The following is a 16,870-nucleotide window of genomic DNA, read 5'->3' as shown; positions in this document are numbered from 1 at the left end:
CCCTGACACAACACCCTCCCCTTGTAGGTGTGAGCCTGCTCGCGATAGCCGACTGACATTCAAAATGGATGTCGGCTGTTACGCCGCTATCGCGAGCAGGCTCACTCCTACAGTTGTATGCGTCACACTCCTTACTATTGCATTCGCCAGATCTCATCGCCTTTCTTAGAAGCGTTTGCGTCGAATCCGACCAAACAACCACGCTTTTCCTACTGATGGCTACACTCCTGAGAAGATCGCCCACGCACCATTCGGCCGTCGCAAGGAGGCTTGATGAATGATGAACTGCAACACCTGAAGAATCTTGGCAAGACGTCGGCGCAGTGGCTGCATGCCGTGGGCATCCACAGCGCCTCGGACTTGCGTCGCCTGGGGGCGGTGGACGCCTATCGGGCCGTGCGTACCCGCGGGTTTCGCGCATCAAAGGTGTTGTTGTACGCGATCGAAGGGGCACTGATGGATGTGCACTGGAACGACATCCCGGCCGAACGCAAAGACGCCTTGAACAAGCAGCTCGAAGCCATCTCCTCGCGCCACAAGAACTGAACAGGCACTGACTGCCATGTATCTGCTCGGAGAACAATCGGCACCGGTCGATGCACTGATCAATCGTTTGCAGAGCTTGCCCGCGCGCTGGCTGGAAGGCCTTGCGCCGTGCGGGCCAGCCTTTGAGCCAGAAATCTCTGACGACCTGATGGAGCAGCTCCCACACGATCAGCTGTTTCTGCTGACAGAAGGCGTGATCCACGGCTATATCGGCGGTCGTGCGCTGTTTTACTCGCAGGAAGGCGATCTGATCGGTCTACAGCAAGGTGACGCCTGGGCCGATTGCCGACTGCGCAGCGACGGGCCATTGCGCTTGCTGCCCTATCGGCGAACCGATTTGTTCCAGCATTTGTACGCCGAGCCGGGCCGGGCCGAGCAATGGCTTGAGTATCTGCTGGGGCAGATGGCGCTGCTGGCACACGCGGTGGCCGAACTGAAGCCACGGGAGTTTCGCAGCACCAATGGCTTCAAACGGGTCGAGAGTGGTGAGGTGTTGATCCGGCAGGGCGATGCCGCTGATCACGTCTTCGTGATCATCGAGGGGCATGCCGAAGCGTTTGTTGATGGACACAAGGTCGGCGACGTACCCAAGGACGAGATTTTCGGCGCCATGGCGGTGTTCACCGGTGAACCGCGCAATGCCACTGTCATCGCTCGCGAGCCAAGCACGGTGATGCTGATTCCTGGCGAGCAGTTTCTGAGCATGACCCGCAACAATCCGAAGATTGCCCACAGCCTGATTGAGAGCATGGCCAGGCGCATCGGACAGCTCAATCAGCAAATTACGCAACTGAATGCGATCAAGGCTGCGCGTTAAGCCCCCTGTTTCCGGGACATTCCGGCCATTTGCACGACTAAATCACGCGAATGGAAAAACAGTGGTTGACTCGCTAATGAGAATCGCTATGATTATCACAACTGGTCGCGAGATCAGTCGATATTCTGAAAAGCCCTTGGTTCGGACTCTCAGATTATCTCCTCATCAGGCTAATCACGGTTATTTGACCCGGTTTTTACCGGGTCTTTTTTTGCCTGTGGAAAAGTCATTGCCCGAACTGTTTGCGCATCTGTGCGCAGTAATCCTGCGCGGGCGTGGCCGGGGTGTACCAGACGTAATCGGCCATCGCCGCAGTCACCTCGGCGCCCTGCTCGGCCAGCATCAGCACCGTTGGCGCTTGGGCTGCGCCCAGATCCAGAACATGCAGCGGCACGCCAGCATCCTTACGCGCATGCCAGGCACCCGTCAGCAGCAAGGCTGGCATCGGCGCTGCCAGCAAACGTTCGGCCATGCGTCGATCGCGCTGTTGCTGAACCGCGAGCATCGCCGGCATCTGTGATTTGGGCAGCAAGCCGCAATGTGAATCGCTGATCTGCTCAAACAGCCTGGCTTTCACCGAGGCCGCATTGCTGCGAACACCGCTCAGGGCGGGCGACTGGCGATAGACCGCGCGGATTTCGCCGTCATCCAGATTGGCCGCCAACAGCGGATAGGGTTGCGTGAGGGCGAACCGAACGATCGGTCCATAGAGAGTCCAGTCCCAGCCATCCTGCCAGGCGAACGCGGCGGGAAGATCAGTAGGGAGCGCTGCTGCATGGCGAACCTGGTCAACGTTCGGCTGTTGCTTCGGCGTGAGCATTTCCAGCAGCAGACTGCCCTGAGGACGCTGCTCCCCAAGTGCCTGCAACAGCCACAACTGCGCGGCGTGGTGATCGGCGTTGTCATGCTGCTCGCCGATGATGAGCAGTTGCGGCCCCGACAGACGCGTCAGCAGTTCCTGTGCCGTCAGTATCTGGCCGCTGTGCAGATCACGAATTTCGCCACTGATTGGCGGGGGCGGGGCAACATGCTGACACCCTGCAAGCAGCAACACCGCTAACAACCACATCTCGCGCATACCAACACCTCGATGAGAAATCAGCGGGCGATGATCAGCGGATGCCCGCGCTCCGGGTGCGGTTGCACCAAAACCTCAAGGCCGAACACGGCCTTGAGCGTATCCGGTCGCAAGACTTGCTGCGGCGTATCCAGCGCCACCGGGCGCCCGCCTTCGAGCAGCAACACCCGATCACAATAGCGCGCCGCGAGATTCAGATCATGCAGGATGACCAGCACCGCCGCGCCACGATCGGCAAACTCGCGCACCGCCTGCAACGTGGTGTGTTGATGCAAGGGATCGAGCATCGAGGTCGGCTCATCCAGCAACAGGGTTTGTCCGGCCTGCCCTGGCCATAGCTGCGCCAGCACCCGCGCCAGATGGACACGCTGGCGCTCGCCACCCGACAACGCCAGATAACTGCGCCCGCTCAGATGCCCGGCATCCGCAGCGGCCAGCGCTGCCGCAACGATCTCGTCGTCGCGCGCCCGACCGCTCTGATAAGGCAGACGGCCCATGCCGACCACTTCTTCCACGCGAAAGGCAAAATCCAGCGTCGACACCTGCGGCAACACCGCCAGGCGCTGAGCGCGCTGCGTACCTGTCCAGTGACTCAGCACCTTGTCGTCGAGCAACACCTCACCGTCACTGGCCGCCAGCTCACCGCACAGGGCACCGAGCAAGGTGCTTTTGCCGGCACCGTTCGGTCCGAGCACACCCAACACCTCACCGGGTTCAAGCTGCAGGGTGACGTCGCTGAGGACGGTCTTGCGCCCGCGACGGATGTGCAGATTGTGCGCACGCAGCATCAGGCACGACCTCGCAGCAACAGGTAGAGGAAGAACGGCGCGCCGATAAACGCCGTGACGATACCGATCGGCAACTCCGCCGGCGCCAGCGCCAACCGCGCCACCAGATCCGCCAGCAACAACAGGCTCGCCCCCGCCAATATTGATGCTGGCAGCAACACCCGGTGATCGGGCCCGGCCAATAAACGCACCAGATGCGGCACCACCAGCCCGACGAAACCGATCATCCCGGCTGCCGCTACCGCCGCGCCAACACCCAACGCCGTGCAGAACACCAATTCACGTTTGAGCCGTTCGACATCAATCCCCAGGTGCCCGGCTTCAGACTCCCCGAGCAACAACGCATTCAGCGCCTTGGCACGCCGCGGCAACCACAGCGCGACACCAGCGCTGATAATCAGCAAAGGCCACAAACGCGCGTAACTGGCGCCATTGAGGCTGCCCAGATTCCAGAAAGTCAGCGTACGCAAAGTCCCGTCATCCGCCAGATAGGTGAACAGACCCACCGCCGAGCTTGCCAATGCCGTCAGGGCGATCCCGGCCAGCAGCATGGTCGCGACGTTAGTCTGGCCGTTGCGCCGACCGAGCCGATAGACCAGCGCCGTCACCCCCAGTCCACCGAGAAACGCGCACGCCGACAACAGGTACGGCCCGAACCACTCCGGCAAACCGCCAAAAAATGACCCGCCGACAATCGCCACCGCCGCACCCAGCGCTGCCCCACTGGAAACCCCGACCAACCCGGGATCGGCCAGCGGATTGCGAAACAAGCCCTGCATCGCCACACCGGACAACGCCAGCACACCGCCGACAGCCAATCCAAGCAAGGTGCGCGGCAGACGGATTTGCCCGAGAATCAGCTCGGCCTGCTCCAGCCCATCCGGCGCCAGCGGCACGCCGAGCATGCGCAGAGCCGCGCGCAACGTATCGAACAACGGCAGACTCACCGGCCCCAGTGCCAACGACAGCCAGATGGCCAGCAAACACAGGAGCGTCAGGCCGATAAACAGGCTTCGTGGTTTGACCAGTACGGTCATTGGCCGCTCGCAGTCGGGTAGAAGCCGTCAGACAAACTCTTCAGTACCGCCGGTAAACGCGGCCCGAGCCCGCCGACCAGCAGCGTCGGATCCAGCTCCAGCACCCGTCCGGCCTTGGCCGCGCGGCTTGAATTGAGAATGGGGTTTTCCTTGAACAGCGCGGCTTTCGCCGCCTCGCCGGTCAACGCCCGATCAGCGAACACCAGCACTTCAGGATCGAGTCCGGCCAGCGACTCCACGGAGAACGGCTTGTAACCGGTATGCGTCGCCAGGTTATGTCCGCCGGCCCGTTGCAGCAGCCAGTCGGCGGCAGTGTCCTTGCCGGCAATCAATGGCTTGCCGCCGGCATGCCCGATCAGCACCAGCACACCGGGCGCTTTATGTTTGGTCTGCAACTCGGCGACTCGGGCTTTCTGCGCGGTTAGCTGCTGTTGATAACTTTCCAGCAACTGCGCCGCCTGGGCTTGCGCGCCGAGCAACTGCCCCAGATGCGTGACGTTTTTTTCCAGGGTCGGCAGATCCGGCTGTGCCGAGAACAGTTCGACCCGCACCTTCGCGCTCTTCACCTGGGCGATGACCGGCGGCGGGCCCATTTCCTCGCTGCCGATGAGGATGTCCGGGCGCAGACTGAGAATGCCTTCTGCCGAGAGACTGCGCTGATAGCCGATGCTGGGCAGCTTCTTCAGCGATTGCGGATGCTGGCTGGTGGTGTCGACGCCGACCAGTTTAGATTCGCCGCCCAACACGCTCACCCACTCCGATAGCGCGCCACCGGCACTGACCCAACGTTGTGGCAAATCGGCAGCTGTCGCCTGAAGGCTGGCGAGCAGTCCGACACACAGCACGGCAACGCGGGTAATCAGGCGCATACGCAGCTTTCCTTGAAAAGTTTTCCCGGGCAGCGAACCGGCGGGCCAAGTATCCTTGACGGCGGTTGCGCGCAGTGGGCGAAGACGGCCATTTGATAATTGTTTGCATTTAAACGTCAAGCTCGGACATTTCCTGAAACGAGCCGACACTTGAGGATAGCCATGAAGTTTTTGTGCGCCGGCGCCGATCTCGCTGAGGCGGGCAGCCGCGGTTTCGACATCGACGGCAATAAACTGTTTGCCGTGCGCCGCAATGGTCAGGCCTATGTTTATCTCAACCGTTGCCCGCATCGCGGCGTCGGTCTGGAATGGCACCCCGACCAGTTTCTCGACCCGAGCAACAGCCTGATCCAGTGCGCCACCCACGGCGCACTGTTTCTGATCGAGGACGGCGAATGCGTCGCCGGGCCCTGCGCCGGGCAATCCCTGACCGCCATCCCCTGCCGCGAAGACGCACAGGGGCTGTGGATAGATGTTTAACCGCTGAGCAAAACGTCCAGCCGCCGGTCGATCACCATCTCTTCGTGGTTCAAGCGCACACCGTAGGCCAACACCTCGACCCCGCACGCCACCGCTTCACGCAGGGCATCCGCGTACGCCGAATCGATTTCTTCGGCCGGTCGCACCGCTTCAATCCCGCTGAGATTGACGCAATACAACTGCACCGCACGAATACCGTCACGGGCCAGATGCGCCAGCTCGCGCAGATGCTTGGCGCCGCGCTGGGTGACTGCGTCGGGAAAGGCCGCGACATTCGTCCCGTCGAACCCCAAAGTGACACTCTTCACTTCCACATAAGCCGGCCCGCTCGGGTATTCAAGGCGGAAATCGATACGGCTTTTTTCCTGACCGTATGCCACTTCGCGTTTAAGCGCCGTGAAGCCGTTCAACTCGCTGATGACACCGGCCTGCAGCGCCTCTTCAACGAGGGCGTTGGCGCGGCCGGTGTTCACGCAGAACAGTCGACCCTGCGGCGTTTCCCCGATTTCCCAAGTGCCGGGCAGCTTGCGCTTCGGGTCGTTTGAGCGACTGAACCACACTTGCCCGCCTTCGACTTGGCAGTTGAGCATCGAGCCGGTGTTCGGGCAGTGCAGGGTCAACAACTCGCCATTGACCGTTTCAACGTCCGCCAGAAAACGTTTGTAGCGGCGAATCAAGCGCGCCTCTTCCAGAGCCGGATAAAAGCGCATCAGCCTTGCCAACTCTTCAAGCCACGGGCAATCCGTTCCACCGCCTCCTGTAAGCGAGGGAGGTTTTGCGTGTAAGCAAAACGCACATGGTGACTGGCCTGATAACGCCCGAAGTCCAGCCCTGGAGTAAAGGCAACATGCTCGGTTTCGAGGAAATGTCGACAGAAAGCGAAGGCATCACCGCCGAACTGACTGATATCTGCATACAAGTAGAACGCACCTTCAGGCTCGACGGCGATATTGAAACCCAACTCGCGCAACGCCGGCAGCAGGAAGTCGCGGCGGCGGCCAAATTCGGCGCGGCGCTCTTCGAGGATGCTGATGGTGTCCGGTTCGAAACAGGCCAGTGCGGCGTACTGCGCCATGCTCGGCGCGCTGATGTAGAGGTTCTGTGCGAGTTTTTCCAGCTCACTGACGGCCGCATCCGGCGCCACCAGCCAGCCGAGCCGCCAACCGGTCATGCCGAAATATTTGGAGAAACTATTGAGGACAAAGGCACTGTCATCTACTTCCAGCACGCTGGCGGCATCGGTGCCATAAGTCAGGCCGTGGTAGATCTCGTCCACCACCAGATGGCCGTGCCGCGCCTTGATCGCGGTGGATAACCCGGCCAGTTCATCGCGGGTCAGGATGGTACCGGTGGGGTTGGCTGGCGATGCCACCAACGCACCAACGCTGTCGTGATCCCAATGCCGCGCCACCAGATCCGGGGTCAGTTGGTAACGCACCTCCGGCCCGACCGGCACCAGTTGCGCCGCGCCTTCGACCAGTCGCAGAAAGTGCCGGTTGCACGGGTAGCCCGGATCCGCCAGCAGCCAGTGTTTGCCCGGATCGACCAGCAAGGCACTGGCCAGCAACAGCGCACCGGAGCCACCCGGCGTGATCAGGATCCGCCGCGGATCGATGTTCAAACCGTAACGCGATTGATAGAACCCGGAAATCGCCTCGCGCAGTTCAGGAATACCGCGCGCCGCGGTGTAGCGGGTCTTGCCCGCCGTCAGCGCAGCCTGCCCGGCACGGATGATCGGCTCGGCCGTGGTGAAGTCCGGCTCGCCGATTTCCAGGTGGATCACGTCGTGACCTTCGCCCTGCAGTTCGTTGGCCCGCGCCAGCAGCGCCATTACATGGAACGGTTCGATCGCACGACTGCGCGCACTGTAAGGCTGAGCCATTGGTTTTCCTTCGACGGGGAAAAAGAGACGATTCTACCCATCTGCCGGAACGAGCGAGAACCCGTCGCGGTCACAGCCTCAAGAACGCTGGACTGTAACGATATGAGCGTACGCTCCAGGATTGACTAAAATCAGTGATTGAACAGGCTTTCAACAGCGCCAGACACGGCTTGCCAAACATCTGCAAGCGCCACCCGCCGGGGCCTCGACATCCGGGAGTAGCGCAGGCCGAATTGATCTGGTAAGTTCGCCCGCTTGCAGCCGCAGGGCCGGCAGGTGTCGGTGATGGAGCAATCCTGCGCAATGGATTACAAGAGTAGAGGCGGTCCATTTCATGCCCACCCAAGCAAAGCAACAGCAGCAAACGGCGATCAGTGGCTTCGAACCCTATGTTCAGGCCAAAGACGAAGAGTACATGGGCAAGCCCATGCGCGCGCACTTCACCAAGATCCTGACCAAGTGGAAACTGGACTTGATGCAGGAAGTCGACCGCACTGTTGATCACATGAAGGACGAAGCAGCCAACTTCCCCGACCCGGCCGACCGTGCCAGTCAGGAAGAAGAGTTCGCCCTCGAACTGCGCGCCCGTGATCGCGAGCGCAAGCTGATCAAGAAGATCGACAAGACACTGCAGTTGATCGAAGACGGTGAATACGGTTGGTGCGATTCCTGCGGCATCGAGATCGGCGTCAAGCGCCTCGAAGCCCGTCCTACCGCCGACATGTGCGTCGACTGCAAGAACCTCGCTGAAATCAAGGAAAAGCAGGTCGGCAAGTAATCTCGACCTGAACGAAAAACGGAGCGTGCGAACGCTCCGTTTTTGTTTCTGCCTTTTGCCTTTGCCCTTTTGCCTTGCTTTTGTGGGAGGGGGCTTGCTCCCGAATGCGGCCGGCCATTCAACATCCAGGTTGTCTGAACTGACGCTTTCGCGAGCAAGCCCGCTCCCACAGGGGTAATGTTTCTACCTTTTGCCCTGTTTGCGCTTTTGGTGGGAGGGGGCTTGCTCCCGAATTCGGTGTGTCATTCAACATCAAAGATGTCTGAGCCGACGCTTTCGCGAGCAAGGCCGCTCCCACAGGGGTAATCTGCGCGGATCCTGAAAAGTTATATTGTCCACATGACTGCCAAAACCGCCCCCGCCTACATCGGCCGCTTCGCCCCGACCCCCAGTGGCCACCTGCACTTCGGCTCGCTGGTTGCCGCCCTCGCCTCTTACCTCGACGCGCGCGCGGTCGGCGGGCGCTGGCTGGTGCGCATGGAAGATCTCGATCCGCCCCGGGAAGAGCCCGGCGCGCAGGCGGCGATTCTCAAGGCGCTGGAAAGCTACGGTTTCGAATGGGACGGCGAAATGGTGCGCCAGAGTGACCGGCACGACGCCTACGCCGAAGTCCTCAACAGTCTGTTCAATCACGGCCTGGCCTACGCCTGCACCTGTTCGCGCAAGCAGCTGGAGCCGTATCACGGCATTTACCCGGGCTTGTGCCGCAATGCCGGCCATGAGCAGCAAGACGCGGCGATCCGCCTGCGCGTGCCGGAACTGGAATACCACTTCATCGACCGTGTGCAGGGCGAGTTCCGCCAGCATCTGGGGCGCGACGTCGGCGATTTCGTGATTCGCCGCCGCGACGGCCTCTACGCCTATCAACTGGCCGTGGTGCTGGATGACGCCTGGCAAGGCATCACCGACATCGTACGCGGTGCCGACCTGCTCGATTCCACGCCGCGCCAGCTCTACCTGCAAGAACTGTTGGGCCTGCGTCAGCCGCGCTATCTGCACTTGCCATTGATCACGCAGCCGGACGGCAACAAACTCGGCAAATCCTACCGTTCGCCGCCGCTTGAGGCGGATCAGGCCACTCCTTTGCTGCTGCGGGCCCTGCGAGCGCTGGGACAAAACCCCGGTGCCGAACTGGCCCATGCCACACCCGAGGAATTGCTCAAATGGGGCGCAGCCCACTGGGATGCGACAAAGATCCCGCGCACACTGACCCTGCCCGAAGCGCAACTGCAATGACGACACTTGCAGTGGCGCGCCCATCCGTTACCATCGCCGCACGTTTTCGGGCACGCGCATAAAAAAGAGAGGCCGGGATGTACATCTATCGCTTGGTCCTGCTTCTGGTCGTGGGAATCTATCTGTTTTCGCCAGCCATCATGGATTGGTGGATCGACGCCACGGGCGCCTGGTATCGGCCGTATCTGCTCTGGTTGATCCTGATTGTCGTGACCTTCATCCTGCAGAGCCAAAAAGATGCCGATGAGCTTTAGCCTGACCCAGATGATCCTGGTCAGCGCCGCGTACCTGACGGTGCTGTTCGGCGTCGCCTGGATCAGCGAACGGGGCATGATCCCGCGAGCGATCATTCGCCACCCGCTGACCTACACCCTGTCGCTGGGGGTCTACGCCAGTGCGTGGGCGTTTTACGGCACCGTGGGCCTGGCCTATCAGTACGGCTACGGCTTTCTCTCCAGTTACCTCGGGGTGTCCGGCGCGTTTCTGCTGGCGCCGGTGCTGCTGTATCCGATCCTGAAAATCACCCGCACCTATCAACTGTCGTCGCTGGCGGATCTGTTCGCCTTCCGCTTCCGCAGTACCTGGGCCGGCGCACTGACCACCATCTTCATGCTGATCGGCGTACTGCCGCTGCTGGCGTTGCAGATTCAGGCGGTCGCCGACTCCATCGGCATTCTCACCGGCGAGCCGATCCAGAGCCGCGTCGCGCTGGCGTTCTGTGCGCTGATCATTCTGTTCACGATCTTCTTCGGCTCCCGGCATATCGCCACCCGCGAGAAACACGAAGGGCTGGTGTTCGCGATTGCCTTCGAATCGGTGATCAAACTGATCGCCCTCGGCGGCGTCGGCCTCTATGCGCTGTACGGGGTGTTCGACGGCCCGCAACAGCTTGAGCTGTGGCTGCTGCAAAACCAGACCGCCCTCGCCGCGTTGCACACGCCGCTGCAGGAAGGACCGTGGCGCACGCTGTTGCTGGTGTTCTTCGCCTCGGCGATCGTGATGCCGCACATGTATCACATGACCTTCACCGAAAACCTCAACCCGCGCTCGCTGGTCAGCGCCAGCTGGGGCCTGCCGCTGTTCCTGCTGCTGATGAGCCTGGCGGTGCCGCTGATTCTCTGGGCCGGCCTGAAACTCGGCGCCACCACCGATCCGGAATACTTCACCCTCGGCATCGGCATTGCCGCCAACAGCAAACCGCTGGCCTTGCTGGCGTACGTCGGCGGATTATCGGCGGCCAGTGGCTTGATCATCGTCACCACGCTGGCGCTGTCGGGCATGGCGCTGAACCACCTGGTGCTGCCGCTGTACCAGCCGCCGGCCGAAGGCAATATCTACCGCTGGCTGAAGTGGACCCGCCGGGCGCTGATCGTCGCGATCATCATGGCCGGTTTCTGCTTTTATCTGATGCTCGGCGCCGGGCAGGACCTGGCCAACCTCGGCATCGTCGCCTTCGTTGCAACCCTGCAATTCCTGCCCGGCGTGCTCTCGGTGCTGTACTGGCCGACCGCCAACCGTCGCGGCTTTATCGCCGGCCTGCTGGCGGGGATTCTGGTGTGGGTGGTGACCATGCTGTTGCCACTGGTTGGCAACCTGCAGGGTTTCTACATTCCACTGCTGAACATGATCTACGTGCTGGACGACACCAGCTGGCACATGGCGGCGATCGCCTCGCTGGCGGCCAACGTGCTGATGTTCACGCTGATCTCGCTGTTCACCAACGCCAGCCCCGAAGAAGCCAGCGCCGCCGAAGCCTGCGCAGTGGATAACGTGCGTCGCCCGCAACGCCGCGAACTGCATGCCGCTTCGCCCCAGGAGTTCGCCACGCAACTGGCCAAACCGCTAGGCGCCAAGGCGGCGCAGAAAGAAGTCGAGCAGGCCCTGCGCGACCTCTATCTGCCGTTCGACGAACGCCGTCCTTATGCCTTGCGCCGCTTGCGCGACCGCATCGAAGCCAACCTCTCCGGCCTGATGGGCCCGAGCGTAGCGCAGGACATGGTCGAAACCTTCCTGCCGTACAAGGCTGGCGGCGAGAACTACGTAACCGAAGACATCCACTTCATCGAAAGCCGCCTCGAGGACTACCACTCGCGCCTCACCGGGCTGGCCGCCGAGCTTGACGCCTTGCGCCGCTACCACCGCCAGACCCTGCAGGAACTGCCAATGGGCGTCTGCTCGCTGGCCAAGGATCAAGAGATCCTGATGTGGAACAAGGCCATGGAAGAACTCACCGGCATCGCCGCGCAACGGGTGGTCGGCTCGCGCCTGAGCACCATCGCCGATCCGTGGAAGCAACTGCTGCAAGGCTTCATCAACCTGCCCGACGAACACTTGCACAAACAGCACCTGGCCCTCGACGGCCAGACCCGCTGGCTCAATCTGCACAAAGCAGCGATCGATGAACCGTTGGCCCCGGGCAACAGCGGCCTGGTGCTGCTGGTGGAAGACCTGACCGAAACGCAGATGCTCGAAGACAAACTGGTGCACTCAGAACGTCTGGCGAGCATCGGTCGACTGGCGGCAGGTGTGGCTCATGAAATCGGCAACCCGATCACCGGTATCGCCTGTCTGGCGCAGAACCTGCGCGAAGAGCGTGAAGAAGATGGCGAACTGACGGAAATCAGCGGGCAGATTCTCGAACAGACCAAGCGCGTGTCGCGCATTGTGCAGTCGCTAATGAGCTTCGCCCACGCCGGCAGCCACCAGCACAGCGACGAACCCGTCTGTCTGGCCGAAGTCGCGCAGGATGCAATTGGCCTGCTGGCGCTGAACCGGCGCAACTTCGAAGTGCAGTTCTACAACCTGTGCGACCCCGATCACTGGGTCGAAGGCGATCCGCAGCGCCTCGCCCAGGTGCTGATCAATCTGCTCTCCAATGCCCGCGACGCCTCGCCGCCGCACAGCGCCGTACGGGTCAAGAGTGAAGCCGGCGAACACACGGTCGATCTGATCGTCGAAGACGAAGGCAGTGGTATTCCGCAGAACATCATGGACCGATTGTTCGAACCTTTCTTCACCACCAAGGATCCGGGTGAAGGTACCGGTCTGGGCCTTGCACTGGTCTATTCCATCGTTGAAGAGCATTATGGACAAATCACCATCGACAGCCCGGCTGATGTACAAAGCCAGCGCGGCACCCGTATCCGGGTGACCTTACCGCGTCATGTCGAAGCGACGTCCGCTGTGAACTGAGACCGTCGAGAGTATCGAATCAATGCCGCACATTTTGATCGTCGAAGACGAAACCATTATCCGCTCCGCCTTGCGCCGCCTGCTGGAACGTAACCAGTATCAGGTCAGCGAAGCCGGTTCTGTGCAGGAAGCACAAGAACGCTTCAGTATTCCCACATTCGATCTGATCGTCAGCGACCTGCGCCTGCCTGGCGCCCCCGGTACCGAGCTGATCAAGCTTGGCCAGGGCAAACCGGTGCTGATCATGACCAGCTACGCCAGCCTGCGCTCGGCGGTCGACTCGATGAAGATGGGCGCGGTGGACTACATCGCCAAGCCTTTCGATCACGATGAAATGCTTCAGGCGGTCGCGCGGATCCTGCGTGACCACCAGTCGGCGCCTGCCGCCGGCGAAGCCGTTGTCGGCAAACCGGCCAGTGGCAGCGGCAAGTCCGCCGTCGATAACAGCAACGGTGAAATCGGCATCATCGGTTCGTGCCCGCCGATGCAGGATCTGTACAGCAAGATCCGCAAGGTCGCGCCAACTGATTCCAATGTATTGATTCAGGGCGAGTCCGGCACCGGTAAAGAGCTGGTGGCCCGCGCCCTGCATAACCTGTCCAAGCGTGCCAAGGCACCGATGATTTCGGTGAACTGCGCAGCCATTCCGGAAAGCCTGATCGAGTCCGAACTGTTCGGCCACGAAAAAGGCGCGTTCACTGGCGCCAGCGCCGGTCGCGCCGGTCTGGTGGAAGCGGCGGACGGCGGCACGCTGTTCCTCGACGAGATCGGCGAACTGCCGCTCGAAGCCCAGGCCCGTCTGCTGCGCGTGCTGCAGGAAGGCGAGATTCGCCGCGTGGGGTCGGTGCAGTCGCAAAAGGTCGATGTGCGTTTGATCGCCGCGACCCACCGCGACCTCAAGAGCCTGGCGAAAATCGGCCAGTTCCGTGAAGACCTGTATTACCGCCTGCACGTGATTGCCCTGAAATTGCCGGCCCTGCGTGAACGTGGCGCCGACGTCAACGAAATCGCCACCGCGTTCCTCGCTCGCCAGAGTGCGCGCATCAACCGTACCGACCTGAAATTTGCCGCCGATGCCGAACAGGCCATCCGGCACTATTCCTGGCCGGGTAACGTGCGCGAGCTGGAAAACGCAGTCGAGCGCGCAGTGATCCTGAGCGAAAGCCCGGAAATCTCTGCCGATTTGCTGGGCATCGACATCGAGTTGAGCGATCTGGAAGACGACGAGTTCATCGGCTTGCCTGCGCAAACCGCAGGTAACACCAGCAACAGCAGCCATGAGCCGACCGAAGACCTGTCGCTGGAAGATTACTTCCAGCACTTCGTTCTTGAGCATCAGGACCACATGACCGAGACCGAACTGGCGCGCAAACTGGGCGTCAGCCGCAAGTGCCTGTGGGAACGCCGTCAGCGCCTGGGCATTCCACGGCGCAAGACCGGGGTCGCCAGCGAGAGCTGAACGTTACCTGTCGAGTGTGCGGGTAACGCTTGAGGATGTGAAAAAACTGTTACCTCAGTCCTTTCACGTAACAGAAGCCGGGGTTATCGGTAACGAAACCCCGGCTTTTTTTCGCCCCGAGAAAACCGTTATATCGACCTAACCCCTTGTTTTATTGGACTTCGCAAAAGTTGGCACGGCACCTGCTATATGTTTGGTACAAGAACAATAACAAGCAATGCACAAGACAATAAAAATAAGACGAATCGACTCACGCACAATAAAAACAAGACGGCGAGAGGCGCAGCTAACTGATTCTTTTGGAGAGGCGTTGTATTTGGGGCTAGCCCCACGACCAGGCCGAGAACAACAAAAACTGTCCTAAGACAGAGCCTGTACTGGTTGGATCGCAAGATCACTGCAACACAGCGACCAAAGCAATCCGTTTGCTCTTGGCTCCCGATTGGGAGGGTCATGAAGGAAAAGCTTCATGGCGAGGGCACTCAACAAAAACAAGAAGCCCGAATCAATAATAAAAAGAGCACGCAACTACTTCTGGGGGAGCTTCGGCTCCCCTTGTAGTTTCTGTCTTCCGGCAAATCCCCCCCGTTTCTACCCTGCTCGATGCCTGTAGCCTGCGGCTTGCAGCGCAAATCTTCTGCGTCCTACACCATCCCCCGACTAAATGCTAGAATCTGCGCCCATCATGCGGTCATTCTTTGGTATGGCCGAACATTCCTTCAAACAGTGCATCCCATGCTGAAGAAGCTGTTCCAGTCATTCCGAACTCCCGTGCGTCGTACGCAACACATCCGCAGCACCCCTGAAGTGCTCAACAGCGGCCAACATTCGCTGCAGAAGGGGCAATTCAGCCGCTACGCGGTCAATATCGTCGAACGCTTGCAGGGCGCCGGCTACCAGGCCTATCTGGTCGGTGGTTGCGTGCGTGACATGCTGTTGGGCATCACGCCCAAGGACTTCGACGTCGCCACCAGCGCCACCCCCGAGCAAGTCCGTGCCGAATTCCGCAATGCGCGGATCATCGGTCGCCGCTTCAAACTGGTGCACATTCATTTCGGTCGCGAAATCATCGAAGTCGCGACCTTCCGCGCCAATCACCCGGTCAATGAAGACGACGAGGACAGCAACCAGTCTTCGCGCAACGAGAGCGGGCGGATTCTGCGCGACAACGTCTACGGCACCCTGGAAGAAGACGCGCAACGCCGCGACTTCACCATCAACGCCCTGTATTACGATCCGGTCAGCGAGCGCATTCTCGATTACGCCAACGGCGTACACGACATCCGCAATCACCTGATCCGCCTGATCGGCGATCCGAAGCAGCGTTACCAGGAAGACCCGGTACGCATGCTGCGAGCCGTACGTTTCGCCGCCAAGCTGAATTTCGGCATCGAGAAGCACACCGTGCAGCCGATCCGCGAACTGGCGCCGATGCTGCGCGAAATCCCGTCGGCCCGTCTGTTCGAGGAAGTGCTCAAGCTGTTCCTCTCCGGCCATGGCGCAATCACGTTCGAGATGCTGGTCGATCTGCAACTGTTCGCCCCGCTGTTCCCGGCCAGTGCCGACGCACTGGAGCACAACCCGGAATACACCCACACGCTGATCAGCGAAGCGCTGACCAACACCGACCTGCGCATCAAGCAGAACAAACCGGTGACCCCGGCGTTCCTGTTTGCCGCCCTGCTCTGGCCTGCCCTGCCGGCCCGCGTGTTGCGTCTGCAAGAGCGTGGCATGCCGCCGATTCCGGCGATGCAGGAAGGTGCGCACGAGCTGATCGCCGAACAGTGCCAGCGCATCGCCATTCCGAAGCGTTTCACCATGCCGATCCGCGAAATCTGGGACATGCAGGAACGCTTGCCACGCCGCAGCGGCAAACGCGCCGACCTGCTGCTGGACAATCCACGCTTCCGCGCCGGTTACGACTTCCTGCTGCTGCGTGAAAGCGCTGGCGAGCAGACTGAAGGTCTCGGCGAATGGTGGACGGATTATCAGGACGCCAACGACAGCGAACGTCGCGACATGATCCGCGACCTCAGCGGCAAGGGTGATGACGCCAGCGGCGCGCCACGTAAACGTCGTCGCAGCAGCGGTTCGAAGCGCAAGCGCGCCGGGGCCCCGAGCGCATCGGGCGAATAAGGCATGGAACGCATCTATATCGGCCTGGGCAGCAACCTCGCTGACCCGGCCGAACAATTGCGCAGCGCGCTCAACGCGCTGGGGCAGTTGCCGCAGACCACCCTCGCCGGCGTCTCGGCGTTCTATCAGAGCGATTCACTGCTGCCAGGGCAACCGCGTTACACCAACGCGGTCGCTGCCCTCGACAGTGACCTCGCGCCGCTGGACCTGCTCGATGCGCTGCAAGCCATCGAGAACGATCAGGGCCGCGAGCGACTGGAACGTTGGGGGCCGCGTACGCTGGATCTGGATATCCTGCTGTTCGGCGATCGGCTTATCGACGAGGCACGCCTGAAAGTCCCGCATTATCAGATTCAGGAACGGGCGTTCGTTCTGTATCCGCTGGCCGAACTGGCGCCTGAAGATCTGCGCCTGGCCGATGGCCGCGCGCTGTCCGATCTGCTCGCCGCCTGCCCGTTCGTCGGCCTTGAACGCCTCTCCCACGCCTGAAAATAGTCCCCCCTGTGGGAGCGGGCTTGCTCGCGAAAGCGTCGAGTCAGTCACTCAATCAGTCAACAGACCCACCGCTTTCG

16 protein-coding genes are annotated in these 16,870 nt (G+C 61.1%); 10 read left to right on the top strand and 6 right to left on the bottom strand.

Going from position 1 to position 16,870, the window contains the following annotated elements; all coding sequences use genetic code 11:
• Positions 1–273: 273 nt before the first annotated feature.
• Complete coding sequence (locus QMX91_RS20145; protein WP_003228231.1) at positions 274–546, top strand: TfoX/Sxy family protein; 273 nt, start codon at positions 274–276, stop codon at positions 544–546.
• A 16-nt stretch (positions 547–562) separates the two neighbouring features.
• A complete protein-coding gene (locus tag QMX91_RS20140; protein WP_247841145.1) occupies positions 563–1,363 on the top strand; it encodes a cyclic nucleotide-binding domain-containing protein in 801 nt (266 codons plus the stop codon).
• Between the two features lie 226 nt (positions 1,364–1,589).
• On the opposite strand, the gene QMX91_RS20135 is transcribed toward QMX91_RS20140, so the two are convergent.
• From QMX91_RS20135 to QMX91_RS20120, 4 genes are read right to left on the bottom strand one after another with little or no spacing between them, the layout of a single operon-like run.
• The gene (locus QMX91_RS20135; RefSeq protein ID WP_282413249.1) at positions 1,590–2,441 is read right to left on the bottom strand and encodes a ChaN family lipoprotein; all 852 of its coding nucleotides are present in this window, start codon (positions 2,439–2,441) and stop codon (positions 1,590–1,592) included.
• Between the two features lie 20 nt (positions 2,442–2,461).
• Positions 2,462–3,229 (bottom strand): heme ABC transporter ATP-binding protein, encoded by a 768-nt coding sequence (locus QMX91_RS20130; RefSeq protein ID WP_282413248.1) that lies wholly within the window; start codon positions 3,227–3,229, stop codon positions 2,462–2,464.
• A complete protein-coding gene (locus tag QMX91_RS20125) occupies positions 3,229–4,212 on the bottom strand; it encodes an iron ABC transporter permease (protein WP_282413250.1) in 984 nt (327 codons plus the stop codon). Before QMX91_RS20125 ends, QMX91_RS20130 begins: the two co-directional genes overlap by 1 nt.
• Before the next feature lie 50 nt (positions 4,213–4,262).
• On the bottom strand, positions 4,263–5,135 hold the full coding sequence (locus tag QMX91_RS20120) for an ABC transporter substrate-binding protein (protein ID WP_282413247.1): 873 nt from the start codon (positions 5,133–5,135) through the stop codon (positions 4,263–4,265).
• Between the two features lie 162 nt (positions 5,136–5,297).
• On the opposite strand from QMX91_RS20120, the gene QMX91_RS20115 reads away from it, so the two are divergent.
• Positions 5,298–5,615, top strand: coding sequence for a Rieske (2Fe-2S) protein (locus tag QMX91_RS20115; protein ID WP_027614091.1), 318 nt, complete (start codon positions 5,298–5,300; stop codon positions 5,613–5,615).
• Here the strand turns inward: QMX91_RS20115 and sfsA are convergent.
• Positions 5,612–6,325: a DNA/RNA nuclease SfsA gene (gene sfsA, locus QMX91_RS20110; RefSeq protein ID WP_135296575.1), complete on the bottom strand. Its 714-nt coding sequence runs from the start codon at positions 6,323–6,325 to the stop codon at positions 5,612–5,614. The two genes, QMX91_RS20115 and sfsA, sit on opposite strands and share 4 nt — an antisense overlap.
• Positions 6,325–7,497: a pyridoxal phosphate-dependent aminotransferase gene (locus tag QMX91_RS20105; RefSeq protein WP_282413246.1), complete on the bottom strand. Its 1,173-nt coding sequence runs from the start codon at positions 7,495–7,497 to the stop codon at positions 6,325–6,327. Before QMX91_RS20105 ends, sfsA begins: the two co-directional genes overlap by 1 nt.
• Positions 7,498–7,831: 334 nt before the next feature.
• Here QMX91_RS20105 and dksA point away from each other — a divergent pair, with 334 nt between their 5' ends.
• The 7 genes from dksA to folK all read left to right on the top strand — a co-directional run bounded on the left by dksA (position 7,832) and on the right by folK (position 16,787).
• A complete protein-coding gene (dksA, locus tag QMX91_RS20100) occupies positions 7,832–8,275 on the top strand; it encodes an RNA polymerase-binding protein DksA (protein WP_007909922.1) in 444 nt (147 codons plus the stop codon).
• 339 nt (positions 8,276–8,614) lie between these two features.
• Positions 8,615–9,511, top strand: a complete 897-nt coding sequence (gene gluQRS, locus QMX91_RS20095) for a tRNA glutamyl-Q(34) synthetase GluQRS (RefSeq protein WP_098965640.1) — start codon at positions 8,615–8,617, stop codon at positions 9,509–9,511.
• 77 nt (positions 9,512–9,588) lie between these two features.
• Positions 9,589–9,765 carry a hypothetical protein gene (locus QMX91_RS20090; protein ID WP_003176118.1) on the top strand — a complete coding sequence of 59 codons (177 nt, stop codon included), beginning with the start codon at positions 9,589–9,591 and terminating at the stop codon, positions 9,763–9,765.
• A complete protein-coding gene (locus tag QMX91_RS20085; RefSeq protein WP_171061854.1) occupies positions 9,749–12,703 on the top strand; it encodes a sensor histidine kinase in 2,955 nt (984 codons plus the stop codon). Before QMX91_RS20090 ends, QMX91_RS20085 begins: the two co-directional genes overlap by 17 nt.
• A gap of 22 nt (positions 12,704–12,725) precedes the next feature.
• Positions 12,726–14,162: a sigma-54 dependent transcriptional regulator gene (locus QMX91_RS20080; protein WP_282413245.1), complete on the top strand. Its 1,437-nt coding sequence runs from the start codon at positions 12,726–12,728 to the stop codon at positions 14,160–14,162.
• Positions 14,163–14,897: 735 nt separating this feature from the next.
• Positions 14,898–16,298 carry a polynucleotide adenylyltransferase PcnB gene (locus QMX91_RS20075; protein WP_225136320.1) on the top strand — a complete coding sequence of 467 codons (1,401 nt, stop codon included), beginning with the start codon at positions 14,898–14,900 and terminating at the stop codon, positions 16,296–16,298.
• 3 nt (positions 16,299–16,301) lie between these two features.
• Positions 16,302–16,787 (top strand): 2-amino-4-hydroxy-6-hydroxymethyldihydropteridine diphosphokinase, encoded by a 486-nt coding sequence (gene folK, locus QMX91_RS20070; RefSeq protein ID WP_282413244.1) that lies wholly within the window; start codon positions 16,302–16,304, stop codon positions 16,785–16,787.
• The last annotated feature ends 83 nt before the right edge of the window (positions 16,788–16,870 follow it).

This window comes from Pseudomonas sp. PS01299 (genome assembly GCF_029960145.1).
In the GTDB taxonomy this organism is placed as follows: Bacteria; Pseudomonadota; Gammaproteobacteria; order Pseudomonadales; family Pseudomonadaceae; genus Aquipseudomonas; species Aquipseudomonas putida_A.
The sequence above is the reverse complement of the archived record's forward strand: the minus strand, read 5'-3'. Positions and strand labels throughout refer to the sequence as shown.